The sequence below is a fragment of the Parabacteroides acidifaciens genome (genome assembly GCF_003363715.1).
GTDB lineage: Bacteria > Bacteroidota > Bacteroidia > Bacteroidales > Tannerellaceae > Parabacteroides > Parabacteroides acidifaciens.
On record NZ_QREV01000030.1, the window covers coordinates 1 to 17,126 of the forward strand.

General features: G+C 47.7%; 15 protein-coding genes and 1 pseudogene. 10 read left to right on the forward strand and 6 right to left on the reverse strand.

The features are described from left to right. From DWU89_RS12615 to DWU89_RS21095, 10 genes and pseudogenes are all read left to right on the forward strand, one after another. Nucleotides 1-522, forward strand: a 522-nt coding sequence (locus DWU89_RS12615) for a fimbrillin family protein (RefSeq protein ID WP_147292115.1), incomplete at its 5' end; no start/stop codon positions are given. A gap of 19 nt (nucleotides 523-541) precedes the next feature. Beyond that, complete coding sequence (locus tag DWU89_RS12620) at nucleotides 542-1,672, forward strand: fimbrillin family protein (RefSeq protein WP_115500001.1); 1,131 nt, start codon at nucleotides 542-544, stop codon at nucleotides 1,670-1,672. A gap of 12 nt (nucleotides 1,673-1,684) precedes the next feature. Continuing rightward, nucleotides 1,685-2,752 (forward strand): fimbrillin family protein, encoded by a 1,068-nt coding sequence (locus DWU89_RS12625; protein WP_115500002.1) that lies wholly within the window; start codon nucleotides 1,685-1,687, stop codon nucleotides 2,750-2,752. A 4-nt stretch (nucleotides 2,753-2,756) separates the two neighbouring features. After that, a complete protein-coding gene (locus tag DWU89_RS12630) occupies nucleotides 2,757-3,782 on the forward strand; it encodes a BF2992 family fimbrillin-A clan protein (protein WP_115500003.1) in 1,026 nt (341 codons plus the stop codon). Nucleotides 3,783-3,785: 3 nt separating this feature from the next. After that, nucleotides 3,786-5,882: an FISUMP domain-containing protein gene (locus DWU89_RS12635; protein ID WP_115500004.1), complete on the forward strand. Its 2,097-nt coding sequence runs from the start codon at nucleotides 3,786-3,788 to the stop codon at nucleotides 5,880-5,882. Between the two features lie 2 nt (nucleotides 5,883-5,884). Further along, nucleotides 5,885-7,960 carry a DUF4906 domain-containing protein gene (locus DWU89_RS12640; RefSeq protein WP_115500005.1) on the forward strand — a complete coding sequence of 692 codons (2,076 nt, stop codon included), beginning with the start codon at nucleotides 5,885-5,887 and terminating at the stop codon, nucleotides 7,958-7,960. 9 nt (nucleotides 7,961-7,969) lie between these two features. Further along, nucleotides 7,970-8,245 carry an HU family DNA-binding protein gene (locus tag DWU89_RS12645; RefSeq protein WP_115500006.1) on the forward strand — a complete coding sequence of 92 codons (276 nt, stop codon included), beginning with the start codon at nucleotides 7,970-7,972 and terminating at the stop codon, nucleotides 8,243-8,245. A gap of 150 nt (nucleotides 8,246-8,395) precedes the next feature. Beyond that, nucleotides 8,396-8,605 (forward strand): hypothetical protein, encoded by a 210-nt coding sequence (locus DWU89_RS12650; protein WP_187574937.1) that lies wholly within the window; start codon nucleotides 8,396-8,398, stop codon nucleotides 8,603-8,605. A 61-nt stretch (nucleotides 8,606-8,666) separates the two neighbouring features. Continuing rightward, nucleotides 8,667-9,164 (forward strand): hypothetical protein, encoded by a 498-nt coding sequence (locus tag DWU89_RS12655; RefSeq protein WP_115500007.1) that lies wholly within the window; start codon nucleotides 8,667-8,669, stop codon nucleotides 9,162-9,164. Nucleotides 9,165-9,167: 3 nt separating this feature from the next. Continuing rightward, nucleotides 9,168-9,293: pseudogene (locus DWU89_RS21095) on the forward strand (ATPase); the annotation flags it as partial. 17 nt (nucleotides 9,294-9,310) lie between these two features. Here DWU89_RS21095 and cdd read toward each other — a convergent pair. Genes cdd through DWU89_RS12690 form a run of 6 tightly spaced genes read right to left on the reverse strand, consistent with a single transcriptional unit; the run spans nucleotide 9,311 to nucleotide 17,026 of the window. Continuing rightward, complete coding sequence (gene cdd / locus DWU89_RS12665) at nucleotides 9,311-9,787, reverse strand: cytidine deaminase (protein ID WP_115500008.1); 477 nt, start codon at nucleotides 9,785-9,787, stop codon at nucleotides 9,311-9,313. 33 nt (nucleotides 9,788-9,820) lie between these two features. After that, nucleotides 9,821-10,594: a LytR/AlgR family response regulator transcription factor gene (locus DWU89_RS12670; protein WP_115500009.1), complete on the reverse strand. Its 774-nt coding sequence runs from the start codon at nucleotides 10,592-10,594 to the stop codon at nucleotides 9,821-9,823. Beyond that, nucleotides 10,591-11,613 carry a sensor histidine kinase gene (locus DWU89_RS12675; RefSeq protein WP_115500035.1) on the reverse strand — a complete coding sequence of 341 codons (1,023 nt, stop codon included), beginning with the start codon at nucleotides 11,611-11,613 and terminating at the stop codon, nucleotides 10,591-10,593. The genes DWU89_RS12670 and DWU89_RS12675 overlap by 4 nt, the downstream gene beginning before the upstream one ends. A gap of 42 nt (nucleotides 11,614-11,655) precedes the next feature. Continuing rightward, nucleotides 11,656-12,945 (reverse strand): TolC family protein, encoded by a 1,290-nt coding sequence (locus DWU89_RS12680; protein ID WP_244205907.1) that lies wholly within the window; start codon nucleotides 12,943-12,945, stop codon nucleotides 11,656-11,658. Beyond that, nucleotides 12,942-15,980 carry an efflux RND transporter permease subunit gene (locus DWU89_RS12685; protein ID WP_115500010.1) on the reverse strand — a complete coding sequence of 1,013 codons (3,039 nt, stop codon included), beginning with the start codon at nucleotides 15,978-15,980 and terminating at the stop codon, nucleotides 12,942-12,944. The genes DWU89_RS12680 and DWU89_RS12685 overlap by 4 nt, the downstream gene beginning before the upstream one ends. After that, nucleotides 15,977-17,026, reverse strand: a complete 1,050-nt coding sequence (locus DWU89_RS12690; protein ID WP_115500011.1) for an efflux RND transporter periplasmic adaptor subunit — start codon at nucleotides 17,024-17,026, stop codon at nucleotides 15,977-15,979. The genes DWU89_RS12685 and DWU89_RS12690 overlap by 4 nt, the downstream gene beginning before the upstream one ends. Nucleotides 17,027-17,126: the final 100 nt, after the last annotated feature.

The following is a 17,126-nucleotide window of genomic DNA, read 5'->3' on the forward strand; positions in this document are numbered from 1 at the left end:
TTCATTCGCCTTGCCAGCCGTATAAAAATCACCGTTACAAGCAAAGGTGGCACAGGCAGCGAAGAAATCATCAAGGCGGACGCCCCCAAGATCACCCTGCCGCTGACAAATCCGGCAGGCTCGAAGATCACTTTGGGAGCCAATGATCCCATCGGACAATACCCGGTGGCCACCAACACTGCCGACGGGGACATAACCGGCTATACCACTCTGGAAAGCACAGGCAACCTTACGGACGGCTTTACCGTCGGTTGCATCCTGCTTCCGATGCTGGAAGGCCAAAAGATTCCGGTTCGCATCGTTTTCCCATCGATCACCTTCAACGGGTTGGCAGAACAGACCGACAAGCTCTATACAGCAGAGGTCACCACTCCGGCGGGAGGATTCGCTTCCGGGAAGCAATATAATTACACGGTTAATATCACCGGTAACCAAGTCGGGTTTACCGGATTATCCATTGAGCCATGGAATGTTAACGATGGGCAACTCCCTAACGGAAACATAACGGAAGATTTCGACTAAGACAAAAACAGGAAGTACGATGAAGTATCTAAAAGTAACATATAAGTTTGTGAGTTTGCTATTCTTCGGACTATGCATTGGCCTGGTAACCGGTTGTACGGATGAACAAGCGGTCGAAGGTCCGGAGTCCGGCGTTATGTCGGAAATTCATTTTCAGACTTCCGCTTTCACTCGTGCGGATGGAACCAACTTGGAATCCGGAGCCCAAGTTCATATCTATCCTTATCACCAGAAAACGGGTGTTACGGCGCCTATCATTACCGGTGGTAAAGCCTATACGGTCAACGGAGCGGATTTAGCACCGGCAGGTGAAGAAGCTACCGCCATGCTCCTTCCTTCCGGCACATTCGGATTCTATGCCGTATCGACTAATAGTTCAAGCGAGGCAGTCCCGACGTTTGATACGACAGCCGAAAACGGGATACCCTTTAAAAATGAGAACAATACGAATACAGGCAATGGGAATAAAGGCATCACGACCGGTCTGAAAAATGGAGTAGACTACCTGTTTGCTTCGGCAACGCAGCAGATCCAGTATGGCAATGGGCAGAACATAGCCCTGAAATTCAAACATGTCACGACACAAGTCCAACTAACGATCGTATTCTCCGAAACAGCATGTGCAGTGTCGAACGACGCTGCTAAAAACTTTGCAAACGCGACTGTTTGCATACAACAAACCAGTACGGAGAAAGCTTATATGCGTTTATACGACGGACAAATCCGTTTTGAAAATATGACAGGGACAACACCTGTGGCTTGTGGTACTGCTGCCGCTTCTTTAAGCACATCCTCCATGCTTTCTATGGCAGTAGATAAAGAAACGGCTACAGTGCCGACAACAGCTGTTCCGGTCAACCAGATAGCCATCTGTAATATGATGCCTCTGAAAGAAAGCAGCGGCCAGAAGATGTGGATACGTGTAGTTATTGAAGGATTAAAGGTGGGAGATGAGACAAACGCGACTACACACACCTACACCGGCGAATTGGAAGCGGCAAACGGTTGGAAGGCTGGTGAAAGTAACCGTTATACACTGACGCTGTCAGGTGGTAAGGTTAGTTTTTCCGGCGCGACCGTACAACCCTGGGTAACCGGTTCCTCCGGTGGAGAAGTAGGAAACGTAACCGACAAAACGGAAACCGAGTAAAGAAATGCCGCTATGAGACAATTATCTGAAATACTTATTGCTTTAGGCAGTCTCCTGTTGTACGCCTGTACTGTGGAAGACTACCCGCAACCTGCCGGTGGGGAAACCGTTGAAGTCCGTTTCACCGCTATGGCCGGTTTCGCAACGACTAAAACGCCCACAGGTTCGGAGGGTCTCACACCGGAAGCCAAAGTAACAGTGCATGCCTGGAAAAACACTAAACCTTCGGGCTCGACAGCACCGGCTTATTCGACTAATTATAAGGTAATCATCAAGGAGGGAGCAGCCGACGTGCTGGAAACGGAGACTCCCATGAATTTACAAACTGGAGTGCCTTTCTTTTTCTATGCCTTGTCGACAAATGACGCCGTGCAAACAGTCCCGGTATTGAAAGAAGGTCCCCACACGGCTTCTTTGCGGAACGGTGTGGACTATCTGATGGCAGTAGCCGATAACGGTGGCAGCGGATATACATTTAACAAGGAAACTCCAACCATCCCCCTCTCTTTCCGTCACCTGGCAACCCGGGTGGAACTGACGGTTTCTGCGGCGGACAAGGATGGTTATACAGCCGCCTCCGGGCTATCGGTAGGAATTGCGGCGATCGACAGCACCGGCAGTTATATCGACCTGTCTGCCTCTTTTACATCAGGCAATACTCCCTCTTCCATGATTTTCTGGCCCTCTTCCGAAACGGATGCCGCCACGGGAGGCATACCGCTCGACCAGCCGGACGGGCAGCGGAAAGAGGCACAGCCGTCCGATACGGATTCGAAAATATTCACCGTTTCTTTTATCCTGCTTCCGGTCTCTTCCTCCGCACAGGGCGTTCCCCTGCAACTGGACTTTTCAGGGTTAAGTTTCGAAGAAAACGGCGCAAACCCGGTTGAAAAGAAAAGTTATACGGCAGAAATCATGGCAACCGGCGATGGGGTGTTGACACTAAAAGGGGGTTATACCTATAAATATGAAGTCAAGATCGCCCGCTATTCGGCCACATTCAGCGTACCTAAAGTGATTCCCTGGGAAGTACAGGGGATGGATATAGACCACATGGAAGAGGTAACAATAACAGAATAAAGATATGAAGATAAATTATATACTACTGACGATTCTCTTGCTGGCCATCTCTTGCCGGCAGGAGGAAGAGATAGACGGGGCTACTTTATATCCTGTCGATTTCAACTTGCCCGGAATAGAGGTTATTACCCGCGCAGCAAAAACAGAAAGCCTGCCTTCGGATGCCACCCTCACCATTGCCGCCTACAATTCGGACACGCATGAGCTGGCAGCCCAGGGTAACTATCAGGTGTCGGACGGCTCGCTCGTTCCGGCGGACAACGGCAAGCCGCTTTACCTGGCTGCAGGCACGTATGACTTTTGCGCCGTTTTTCCCGCCCAAACACTTGCCGACGACGGCAAGTCGGCTGCGATCAGTCGGGGAACAGACCTCTTAGGTTCCGTAACCCGGGCGCAGATGCAGCCGAAGGAAACAGCTATTACACTCGATGACCTCAGCCATTTGGCTTCACAAGTTAAATTTACTTTACGGCTGGTCTCTACGAACACGACACTCAAAACTTTCAAGGTAAAGACTATCGTAATCGGCGATATGGTAAAATCAGGAAAACTGTTATTGCCGGACAACAAACTATATATTCCGGAAACGGAAGTCACAGACCGTTACGAGTCGTTGACAATCGACAATTCCGACGGTACCCTGTTCAATTATTCAACTACGGCGCCAAGCGGACAGACCGGTAGCCATTATAATACCCAGAAAGAGCCTTTGCTGGTTTTTCCGAGGGCGGCGGAACCTTTTACGATTACGGTAACGGTGGAATCCCAGGAAGAGAAAGAGGCATCTGCAAGTGCTAAAACATACCGCGCCACCATCCCGAACATTGCATTTGAACCTGGCAAGCAATATCAGTTTATGGTGAATTATGGTTGGGATTATATGAATTTCACGGTATCCATATCCGCATGGGACAACTATAACAATACCCAAGATGAAACCGGTAGCGGGGAACAGGAAATCGCATCGTCCGTTACGGTGGATGAATGGGGAACTCCGGTCGATTTAGGGGGAAATTTAGGAGGAGAATGAACCATGGAGAAACGTTCTGAATTTTATATCGGCTTGCTGCTTCTGTGGATACTTTTAGTAGGAGGCTGCACGAAAGCAGAAGTTCCGGACAGCGCCGGCAATGAAACGGACGGCTTGGTTCCTATTGTGTGTACTCTCCACCAAGAGGCGGTTACTGTTGTGCAGATGTCGGACACGGAGAGCGATACAAAAAGTGTGGCTACAAAGGCCGGCGGTGATGAGACAATAAACGACCTGACCATCCTCCAGTTTACTGGTACGGATGACAATGCGCCGTGTATTACTTCACGTTACCTCTATAAACCGGTTCCGGAAGCGGGAACAACCGACCAGTATTCAATCGGTTTGCGTGCAACGGAGAATGAAAGCTATATCCTGTTTATTGCAAATGCCGGAAATGTTTTTGCCTCTTATGAGAACATGAATAAAACCTTGGGCGATTTTAGACAAGAGGCGATGGAACTGGACCAGAAGACAACTAATGACTTGAATATCCTGATGATTGGTGGACAAACAGTAACGATCGCTACGGGGAATACCAGTGATTTAATATCGATCGTACTGAAAAGACCGGTAGCCCGTATCCGCTTTACTTGGGAGGCGAAGCCGACTGTGACGAATACGCAATTTACGCCTTTAGCCCTGAAACTCCGGAATGTCCCGAAGACGTTTAAATATATGGACGCTGTAGAAAAAACAACGGAAGTATATCCGGCAAGTTCGGCTGAAAATTTCAAGGACTATACTTCAATCGTTGACCGTATAGACGAAGGTTTCACTTGGTATATCCCGATGAACCGCCGGGGCATAAAAGAAGATAAAGTGATAAAAGCGTGGGAGAAGACAGCCGGGAATGCCCCGGACAAGTATTGTACCTATATCGAATTGAGCGGCATCTTCCGTACCCCGAATATGCCGGACCAGTTGGCGACCTACCGTTTTTATATAGGAAGCCATACGGAACAAAACGGAACAGTCAACTACAACAATTACGATGTCGAGGCAAACGGGGCTTATGACGTAAAAGCCACAATCGTAGGAGTCAACACATTCGACCTCCGGGTGACGAAAAAGAATTTCGTCTATTCGGAACCAGCCAATTGTTTTATGGTATCTCCCGAAGCGGGAAGCGAAGTGTCGTTCAGCCCATACAGAGCGCCGGGCGTGGATGTGGCGGGCAGCGGAATCGTCTACACAGACCGGATGATAGAAGACCGGTATAGCAAGATAGCCGGTGTCAAAATCCTGTGGCAGACATCGGAGAACCTGATTACTGCTATTATCGCCCAAGGTATGATAAATGTCGTCCCTAATCAAGACGGCACCTCCGGCAATGCCCTGATTGCCGCATACAGTGAGGCGAACGAGATTCTTTGGAGCTGGCATATCTGGGTGACACCATACGCACATATTATTAATGATAACCGGGTAGATGTGTTGGTGGGAACACGGCAATCCTATAACGGGCAGGAATGGATGGACAGGAATCTGGGAGCCTCCAATACGTTAACGCCTGCTGTTCCGGAATTGATGTATCAATGGGGTAGAAAAGATCCGTTCCTGAAAAATTATTATACAAGTAGCACAGTTCCGACAACTGCCCCGTTAACCTCATCATTGAAGGAGCCGAATGTCTTTTATAAAGTAGCGGATGGCAGTCCCTGGTATAAAAAAAGTACGCAAACCGCACGTCTATGGCAGGACAACGTGCGAACTGTTTTCGATCCCTGTCCGCACGGCTGGCGCATACCGCAGAAGGGCAGTTGGGATGGTTTTACCCAGAATGTGAATTTTTTCACATGGCGTGCGGATCGGTATTCTTCTTACAATTTCGGATCGGGAGATGTTGCCATCTACCGGTTGGGAGGAAAAACAGCATATGATACCGGAAATTCAAATCTTCCTTCTTCTGCTTCTTCCGCCAGTGAAGGTTATTTATGGTCTTCCACAAATTCCGAAGGGAGTAATAATGCTTACTGTCTGTACCACCAAAGTCTGACAGCATCCGGAAATCAATCAAACGGGACAGTCAATCCTAATGCTTTATATAGCCAATCCTATGGCTTTCCGGTACGTTGTGTAAAGGTCAAAAATAATTAGTAATGGAAAAGAATCGATTAAAATCAGCAATCCGGTTTGCAAGCGCCTTATTGGGAGGAATACTTCTGGTAGCTTGTAGCCGGGAGACAGATATGCCTATAGTTGAAAAATACAGGACTGTAGAGTTAACGGTTAGTATGCATGTGGCGAGTTTTCTAAATTCTGCTGTTACCCGTACCCCGGAATCGCCATTACCTGGTGACCTGGGCGATGAAGAAAACAGGATTCACAATATTACAATTTTCCAGTTTGACGGGACCGGCGATGATAGCGACCCGTTGGTGGTACTACGCTATGCCGATTCAAATTTGGATAAACTGAATTTGGGATTGATGCAGCCTATAAGCAATCCCGGTAAGCAGCAGTTCCTTTATTTTGTAGCAAATACAGAAAACTTACAAAACTTTTCCGGGACATATGGTGAGTTGCGGCAACAACTGATTTCGGTTAATGAGAATGGTAAATCGGATGGTCTCATGCCGATGACGGCCTCATTGGTGACTGCTATCAATCCACAACAGCAGAGCCTATCTGTAAAGTTTAGCCGGAAATTGGCCAAGATTAATGCCACCTGTTCCATTGCTTCGGTTTTTTCGTTTACTCCTGTCCGTTTACAATTAAGAAATGTTCCCAAAACAACCAGCTTAATGAATAGGTCTGAAACCGTACCGGAAGCTACATCCGAAAAATTCCAGAACTATCTTTCCGTGTCAGAAAATATAACCGGAGGATATACCTGGTATATACCCGAAAACAAGCGAGGAAAAGGAACGGCGACCGGAGAAAAAGATAAAACAGATACGACCGCACCCAACGGACAGGGAGAGTATTGCACGTATGTCGAAATCAGCGGATTGCAGAATGATGGAATTGCCCCAAAATTGGTTTCGTACAGGATCTACCTGGGGAATGACAATGTTTCGGATTACAACGTCGAATCAAACCGGATTTATAATGTCGATTTTTCTCTTGCCGGGATGAATACGGCTGATAAACGGATACAAGTCGTAGAATTACCGGCGCCCCGTGATGCTGCTAATTGTTATATGGTTTTACCCGGAACAACTGTTTTGATTAATCTGTTGGTTGCTCCCGGTGCTGCGGTTTCAGGCATTGCTGACTATGCAACCTGTGTAGGTACCGCAGCTTCCTCTAAAATTAAAAGTATTGGAGTGGTTTGGCAAACGGCCGATACTCCCGACGGGCTGATACAAGACCTTACCTTTTTTGAAAGTACCGGCCAGGCATTGTTTAAAGCCTCTCCCGGAGCCTCCGGCAACCTGTTGCTTGCAGCATACAGTGAAGCAGGGCAAAAGGGAGATATACTCTGGAGTTGGCACATCTGGATATCCGATTATGATCCGGGCAAAGGAGCCACTACAGGCGAGGTCCCGGGTGGAAACGTTTATTATATCAGCCAAGATGGAGGAACCTGGATGGACAGGGATTTAGGGGCAACGACAGCTACACCCGGAGCCATTACAACTATCGGCTATGCGTATCAATGGGGTAGAAAAGACCCGTTCCCTTTAAGTAATGGTATTTCTTCCAACATTCTCCGTCCTTTATATAATGGGGAAGGAGATTATTTAAGATCTGGAACAGTCATAGAAGGTAGCGATAATCAAGCAAATTTGATACAAAAAGCGATTGCACATCCGGATGTATTTTATACGGATAATAGTAGTAGCGATATGGAAAAGGGAAAATGGTGGACAGAGTCGACTACTTATCCTTTATGGACAAATGATACAAAAACGATGTTTGACCCTTGTCCGGCTGGTTGGAAGATACCGTCTTCAGCTTTTATAGGAAATATGAAAGGTTATACTATGCAAAATTGGAATACTACGACACGCGGAGCCTATTATCGTGGCGTATCCTGGTACCAGTATTGCGGTTATTTGAGTTATATGAATGCAGGAATAGGAGAACCCGGCAGTACAAGCGTTTACTGGTCGTCGGCCCCTCTCAAAATGTATCAACTAAGTCAAAATGGTGGGCAATTATCTTCTTCCAATCGTCATTTAGGATTCGGATTTATCGGGCGGTGCGTAAAAATACAATCAACAAATTAACTAACAGCAATGAATAAAAAAGAACTATCACAAACCCTTTCCCACCGGTTGGGAATTACTTGTAAAGAATCTCAGCAATACCTCGACACCTTGTGCGACGTCTTTAACGAAGAGTTGCGGAAAGGTAATTCCATTTGCCTGCAAAACTTCGGCCAGTTCAGCTGCTGGCAACAGCCCGGCCGCATGGGGCGTAACCCGCGTACAGGCGTTCCAGCCCCCATCCCTCCCCGCAAGAGTGTCAAATTCAAGCCGGGCAAGGGGCTGATGAAAATTCTGAACCCTTGAACGCAGATCATTTATTGTTTTAAAAGAAAATAAGTCTGCGTTCCTCTGCGTAATCTGCGCCCGTCAGCGTCCGGTAAATACGAGCAAACGCACCGATAAATCAGCATTTATCATTTCAAAACAATATCAAAATAATCTGCACTAAATCGCATGGATAGATACGGAGAAGAATACATCTTGTCGGTTTTGATGGTTTCGCCGGAAGACAATTATATGGTGGAAATTGTCTTCCCCGGCGCACTGGCCACCAACTACGGAATCTGTCTTCCTGCCGTGCGGGAAATGAAAGCTGCGGCCGGAATCGTAATAGGAGAACTGCGTTTGACGGAGCGTTTCTTTCAACCACTGCGAAAGCTATAACCGATCTGTCCGGTGGCTTTTCGGGCGCAGAGGGAAAATCAGAATCTTCTGCGCCCGTTCTATGTATCAAGACTTAAAAGATTTATTTGGAAAGGAAATCCCTTCGGTCAAGAAGTTTAACCTTAAATTGAGTACATTACCCGCTGAAAAGCATCCTTTCTATTACAAGGCAGCCTATGATGCCGCTTTTACGGAGTGGGACACGCTTGCAAAAAGTTACCGTACGTTTCTAACAAACCTATTGTTGCACGACAAGCAACGTACAGCCGATTACCTGCGCCGGCACACGGTGTTCGGCTCGCTGGTCTACATCCTCCGCGAACCCGTCCTACTTCGGCGACTGCTCTCGCTATCGGAAGGAAAGGGCAACGGCGGCGTCCCGTCGTACAGGCATCTGTCTTTCTGCCTACTCCTCGCTTTCGACTTCTCCGAAACAGTGGATTACCTAAGCGACAAACTGCGCAAAGACTCCGCCACAACCGACGACCTATGCGACCTGATGGACCTGGTTCGCTTGGATAATGAGCCGGGACACCTCCGGCCGCACACGTTGTATTAGGTGTCAGTATCATCAGCAGCAAAAGGTTTGCTGGAAAAGGATTTCATCACTTTTGATAAAGGGATCTATCAAGTTTATGATCAATTTTTCTTGCTTTGGTTGCGCTACAAAGAAGGGGGCTTATTGTAAAAAAACATCCAAACTTCTTATTGCAAATCTTTCGCTCCGAAGCAAAGAGGCAACAACGATTCGGCACTCTCCGCTATAATCACTTCCTTTGTCCCGCATAACAACACCTTCATCGGTTTGCCGTAGCGTTGTTCTGTTTCCAACAAGACCTGGCGACAGGCGCCACAGGGTGAAATACTTTCTACCTGGCGGCCATTTGTGGCGGCAGCGATGGCAAGCGCAACAACCGGGACATCCGGATACCGATGGCTGGCATGAAATAAGGTCACCCGTTCCGCACACAAACCGGACGGATAGGCGGCGTTTTCCTGATTGCTTCCGGTCACAATCGTACCGTTTGCCAACAGGGCGGCTGCCCCTACATGAAACTTCGAGTAAGGGGCATACGACTGTTCCGTAGCCTTTACGGCTGCTTGCATCAACGGCAATTCTTCATCCGGCAACTCGACAAGCGGATATATTCTGATTCTTGTTTCCAGTTTGATCTCTTTCATAAGGCAACATTTAATGTGATATTGGCAAAAATACTAAAAATTAAGCCATAATTTGAACGCAGAGAGTTTTTCTTCGCTAATCGTCACTTTGGTTTTATAAGGCGGACGTACCGTTACTACGATCTTTCCGTTAAAATAAGGTTCCGCATGGTCGATAGCATCAATGCAAACAATGATCTGCCGATTAGCCCTAAAGAAACAAGCCGGATCCAATTGATCCGTCAATTTATTGAGAGATAAATCAATGATATGTTCCTGACCATTTTTCGTAACAGCAAATGTCACCTTGTTTTCCGAATAAAAATAGGCAATATCGTCAACCCGTAACGTCCAAAAACGATCGACTCCTGAAATCAGGAAACGAGACCGGTAACGTTTTTCCTTCTGTTGCAGTGCATCAAGTAAAGTCTCCAGATAATCCTGCGATTTGACATATTCGCCCCCCAGCAATGTCTCATATTTCAGAATGGCATCCGAAAGACGCTTTTCGTCTACCGGCTTCAGTATATAATCGATACTGTTGACAGCAAATGCCCGAACCGCGTACTGATCATAAGCAGTCGTAAATATAACAACCGAAGTAGGTTTGGCTACCGAAAGAAAATCAAACGAATTGCCGTCTGCCAACTGTATATCGAGAAAGATAATATCCGGATGCGGGTGTTCCCGGAACCACAGGACCGCTTCGTCTACACTGCCCGGCAGGACAGTTACGTTCCACTCCGGACGCAGGCGCGTCACCATCGAATTCAACAAACGGGCCGCCGGTACCTCATCTTCTATTATGACTACATTCAATTTATTCATACCAACAACGGAACTTTTACGATAAACATTTCTTTTTCATGTAAGGCCCGGATTTCCTCACCCAACATCAGCTTGCAACGATTTGACAAATTCTTCAACCCGATACCGGACGATTCCCTGCTTTTACGGGGCTGTACAGGGTTGGAAACGACCAGACGATCTTCCTGCACGAAAATATCGATCTTCATCGGCCGGGCGGAGGTAATCGTATTATGCTTGATCACATTTTCCACCAACAATTGTAAAGTAAGCGGAGGAAGCATCGCTTCCGTCAGGTCGGCAGGGATATCGCACACACAACTGATACAATCTCCCAGCCTCACCTTATGCAAAAACAGATACGAATCCAGGAACTCCAGCTCTTCTCCGAGTGAGACCAGCGTTTTATCCTGGCTTTGCAGGACATACCGGTATACACTGGATAAGTTTTTGGTAAAACGGACCGCATTATCAGGATTGTATTCGATTTCGGCAATCAACGTGTTCAAGCTATTGAACAGGAAATGAGGATTCAGCTGGTTTTGTAAAGCGGTGTAGCGTGCCGTATTGTTTTCCTTTTGCAACGCTGCGGCTTCCTGCTGCAATTTCAATGTGTTCTGGATAGAACGGTTCGCCAGCAACAAGCCTAAAATAACCAACTCGACCAACCAGACGACCAGCAGAATACGCCACCCTCCATTGGGAAAGATAAGCGGATCGTCCATACCGACCAGCATCTTGGCTACGACCAGCAGACTGTAATTCAACAAGAGCAACAACAACATTACGATCGCATAGATCACAACTATTTTCCATCTTTTCCGAATGTTCAACGCATACTGATCATTCATCCACGAACTGATCCTCAACGTCGAATACCCCAAGACATTGAAAGCTGCCACAAAGAATACAAACGCCCCTTTCGAATACAGAACATCCGCCACATGGGCGGATAGTTCCGTATAATTTACGAGTAAGAGATAGGAAAAAGCTCCTAACCCGGAAAACAACAAACCATATAAAATTGCATTCCACTTCATACCCGTTTCATCCAAATTACAGAATATTTATTTCACACACAATCAATATTTATTTAACGCCTTTATCAACCCGGAATAATAGCCCTGGGCAAGTGCTTTGGCTTGTACGTAATTTAGCTGCGAAGTCTGCCGGTACGCCTGTGCTTCTATCACTTCCACTACCGATATTTTCCCTTCCGCATAACGCTCCAAGGCCATCCGCTCGTTCTCGCGCGCTTTCCCCAACGAGTTTTCTGCCAGTTCCACCTGTTCAAGCGCCTGGGACAAAGAGGTGCGGGCTGTTTGCACTTCAAGGTTCACCTGATCTTCAACTTTGTTGATCTGATCGTTTGCCATACCAATTTTCATTGTAGAGGCCCGCTTCTCATTCCTGCGTTTTCCCCACTCGAACAAAGGTACGGACAATTTGGCATATACCACATAGTTAGGATCCAAATCCGCACGAAAATCATAACCCGGAGACGAGTAACTCCCGTCCAGCCCAATGTATAACTGTGGTTTGTAGCGGGAATCCGTCAACCTCAATGAGCTTTCCGCCATCTTCAACTGATCGTATGCCATACGGATCTCCGGTCTTCCTGCTCCGTCCGATATCCAGATATCATTCGTATAGCCGACCTCCGGAATGCTTCGGTCTATTTCGGTCGGATCCTGCAAATTCACTCCGATCAACGAATTAAGGGCCATACGGCCTGTCTCGAAATTACTTTTTGCCTGCAACAACTGATATTCCGCCTCATTCTTCTTTACCTCGACCATCAGTAATTCTTGCCGGTCAACCAAGCCCGCCTCTACCCGCTCGCGAATCGTTTGCTCTAAGGTAGACATCGAATTGCGGTACTCAAGCACCACATCGACAATTTCCCTCCGCGCCACCGTATTCCAATATTGCATATCCGTCTGGTAACAGACAGCCGAGCGAAACAATTCTTCCTGATTGGAGGCTAACGAATGACGATGTCCGGCCATACGGATCGATTCCAGAATCCGCCCTCCCGTATAAACAGGTTGAAGCAAAGAAAGGGAAACACCGTATTTCAAGTCACGGCCTTCAAACGTCATCGGTTGTTCAAGGGCAGGAAGATCCAATGTCAACTGGATCGGTTGCCCGGTATACTGGAAATTGGCATTTCCGGACAGCTTTGGTTTCCAGTCAGCCTTCGCCGCTTTTTCCAGCTCGATGCTGGCCGAAATATTCTTATCTGCCGATTTCAGATCATGGCTGTATTCCAAAGCCATAGACCGGTATTTCTTTAGCAATGAGCTTTGTTGGGAATAAGAAACTCCGGTCCAGAGCAGGAACACACTTATCAATAGATACTCTTTTCTCATATCTGTTCTTTTTTTACCTTATAAAATAGAGTATACAATGCCGGGGTTACAAACAAAGTCAACAGTGTGGCAAACGTCAAGCCGAAAATAATAGTAGCAGCCATCCCTCCGAACGCCACATCGAAAAGAAGCGGAACCATTCCGAGGATAGTAGTCGTTGCAGCCATCAGTACCGGACGTGTTCGGGAGACGGTAGCTTCGACAACCGCCGTGTACGGGGTAACACCTTTCTTTCGCTGTACGTTGATTTCATCCAGCAACACGATCACATTCTTTATAATCATCCCCAACAGGCCCAACCAACCGGCAATAGGAAAAAAGCCGAAATCAAAACCGGTCAACAACATTCCTACTGCCACTCCGATCAACGACAGGGGTAAAACACAAAGGATAATTACCGGTTGCCGGAAGTTTCCGAACAAAGCGACCAAGACAACCACCAACATCAAGAATGCCAGCGGAAAAAACTTGGCTATCGCCTGCATGGCTTCTCTTTGGTCCTTATATTGAGAGTCCCAGAAAAAAGAATATCCTTCCGGAAGTTTCATCCGTTCCACCTCATGACGAATCTCGCCATGTACCTCCGCCATCGTGTACCCCGGTTTCACACCGCACATGGCAGACATGGACAATTGCCGGTTATAGGTACGCACTTGCGGAAACTCCCAGGTTGTTTCAATCCGCTCCGTCACTTGCGACAAAGGAGCCGACCGTTCGCCGTTCCATACGGAAAAGTTTCCTAACGAACGGGCATCCGTCACCTCCGCCCCATCCGATTTTAACAGGACAGGAACCTTTTTCTCATTATCACGATAAATACCGACCAGCGTTCCATCGTTGATAGATTTGACGGATTCCATCATCGAAGCTTTTGTTATGCCTAACGCGCCTGCTTTTACCGGATCATAGACCGGACGGATCATCATCGACATATTTCCCCATTCATTACGGGCATCGGCCACTTTCGGATTACGCCGCATAATCTCTATAGCCTCTCCGACCAACGAATCCAACACTTGCGGGTCCGGTCCGAGGAAACGGGCTTCTATCACCGCCTCAGTCAGCGGACTCAACTCGAACTTATTGACTTTAATCAGCGGGCCCGGAAAACGTGTACGAATCGAGTCCTGCAGCAAGGCATGCAATTCCCGCGACTCTTTGGAGGATTTACATTTGACCAGAACTTGTGCATAATTGGACTGCGGCCCAAACGACACATTAGAAAGATAATAGCGCGGGGGTGTACGCCCGACATAAGTTGAAATCATTTCTGTTTGCTCATACTCCCGGATATAATCCGCCATTTCCGTCGCCAACCGGTCCGTCTCTTCTATCTTCACGCCTTCCGGCAACCAGATATCCAAGGTGAAATATTGTTTATCCAAGGCCGGGACAAACACTTTCGGGATAAACCTGAAGCTCCAGGCTGACAATACCAGCATCACAACCAAACTACCGAGCGTAACTGTCCGGTGCCGGATCACCCAATGCAGGGAAGAGCGGAACTTCTCATAATATTTACCGGAAAACAACGAATCCTGCAACTCTTCGGGACGCGGGCGGCGGACGTATTCCTGAATAAAGAAAGGCGTCTGCGTCAAAGCAAATATCCAACTGAACATCAACGAAACGCCGATAACGACCACTAACGAAGACAACAGTTCGCCGGTGATATGAGGCGAATAATAAATAGGCAGGAAGGTCAGGATCGCAATCACGGTAGCCGCCAACAAAGGAAGTGCCGTTGCCGAACAAGCCCGCATAATCGCCACCCGTTTACGCATACCGCGCTGCATATTGACCAATGCCGAGTCCGACACAACAATCGCATTATCGACCAACATTCCCATCGCAATAATAATAGCCGCCAACGACATTCGTTGCAAAGCGATTCCCGATCCGAACATCACGATCAAAGTCGCGAAAATGGAAAAGACCAATCCACTCCCGACGAGAATACCGTTCTTAAATCCGATAAAGAACAACAGGATCGCCACAACGGTAACAACCGATATGATCAGATTGAGGATAAAGCCCTGATTGGCGACATCCGATTCGTAACCCTGGTCGTATATGGATTGCAATTCGAATCCTTCGGGCATGGTTTCGGTTAACTTGCCGATACAGGTTTTCACTGCTTCCGCCATATCCACCACATTTCCCGTCGGGACGGTAGAGATGGCAATTCCGACAGCCGGCTTGCCATCTATCCGCATCAGGTTGGAGGCCGGTTGCTGATAACTCTCTTCGATCGTCGCGACATCGGCCAGACGGAAATGCTCTCCGGTACGCGAAACGATCGTCAGGTTCCGGATATCATCCAGCGAATAGAAATTACCGGTCGATTCGATCCGGATACGATTCTGTCCGGCATCGATGCCACCGGCATCCACCACTCGGTTCTGGGCATCAAAAGCATGGGCGATATCGGCTGTCGTAATACCGCTACGTGCCATCACGGAGGGACTTACAGACACATCGATCGTTGGCGTCCGGACTCCATATATTTCAATTTTAGCGACATCTTTAACCTTCAGCAGTTCGTTCTTGATCTGTTTGGCCTGGTCTTCCAGTTCACGATACGTATAACGGTCTCCCGTCAGGCCATAAAACACGCCCAGAACATCACCGAAATCGTCATTCACAATAGATGTACCGGCGCCAGCCGGTAACTTTCCCTGCACATCGTTCACTTTCCGGCGTAGCTTGTCCCACAATTGCTGCATCTCATCGGCACGGATTTCCTTTTTCACATAAACTGTGATTTTTGATAACCCTGCACGATTCTCCGTCTTCAGATAATAGAGTTCGCCAAGCGATTGAATCGCTTCTTCCAGCACATCCGTCACCTGCGACTGCACTTCCATCGGAGAAGCTCCCGGATAAGGCGTCAGTACCAAAGCCTGCTTAATCGTAAAAGGAGCATCTTCCAGCTTTCCCATTTTGACATACGAGAAAAGCCCACCGGCCAGGACTAAGACCAGCAACAGCACCGTGACAGCTTTCTTTTGCAGAAAATACTTGACCAGCTTCATCGTTTTCCTCTTTCTGAAATTGATACTTCCATTCCGTCCGACAAGAAACGAAGTCCGCTTGTCGCCACGACCTCATCCTTCTGCAACCCCTCTTCTATCCGAACAGTCCCGTCCGGCAACAATTCACCGAGCGTTACAGACTGCCGGGCAACACGGTTTGTTTCAGGATTTACTACCCAAACATAATCCCCTACCGAAGGACGATGACAGAGGGCAGCCTGCGGGATGGTTATATTCCCGGAAACCACAGGGGCAGATTTCAGGAAAGCCTTTCCGGACATACCGGACAACAATCTGTTATCCTCATTCGGCAAGATAGCCGTCAACAGATAGGACAGGTTATTGCGGGTCGTTCCTTTGGATATCTCGACCACGCCTGCTTTATATATTTGATCGGGTTGTGTATCGAAACGCAGGCGGATCGTATCGCGGGGCTGTATGGAACAGGCGATATCCTGTGTCACATAGACTTCTATTTTAAGCCGGTCGATATCGATAAAGGAAATCACAGGTTGGGAAGCTTTTACATCCTGAAACTTTTCCAGATAAACCTCTCCGACATAGCCATCGAACGGAGCGAGCAGTTTCGTGTCTTCCAACTCATTCACGGCTGTTTCGAAAGCAGCTTTTGCCGATGCATAATCCGCTTTAGCTTTCTCATAGACACTGGCCGCCACATTTTCTTTCTCAAACAAAACCTGTATACGCTCATATTCGGCTTTTGCTTGCAGAAACACAGCTTCCGCACGGTTACGGCGAATCCGGAAATCACGCGGATCGATACCGGCTATAATACTCCCACGCCTATACCGGTTACCGGTATACACGTCAAACTGGTCGACCGGACCGCTCACACGAAAAGAAAGTTCGGAGGTCCGGAACGGTTGGGCGATAAAGGCAAACTCCGTATCGCCATCCATAGAAACGGATGATACGCGGGCCGTATTCACCTCTATGCCCTGCTCTTTTTTTATATCCTTATCTTTACAGGAGACAAACAACAGGGCAATGCCTACAAGCAGGACGGGATTCAATCTAATCTTCATATCTCATCTTTTAAATTCCGTCCAAAAGTAAAAGACCTTTCCTGCTGTTATAGGAAATTAGTTTCCGAAACCGGAAAAAACACTTCCGAAAAGGAAATTC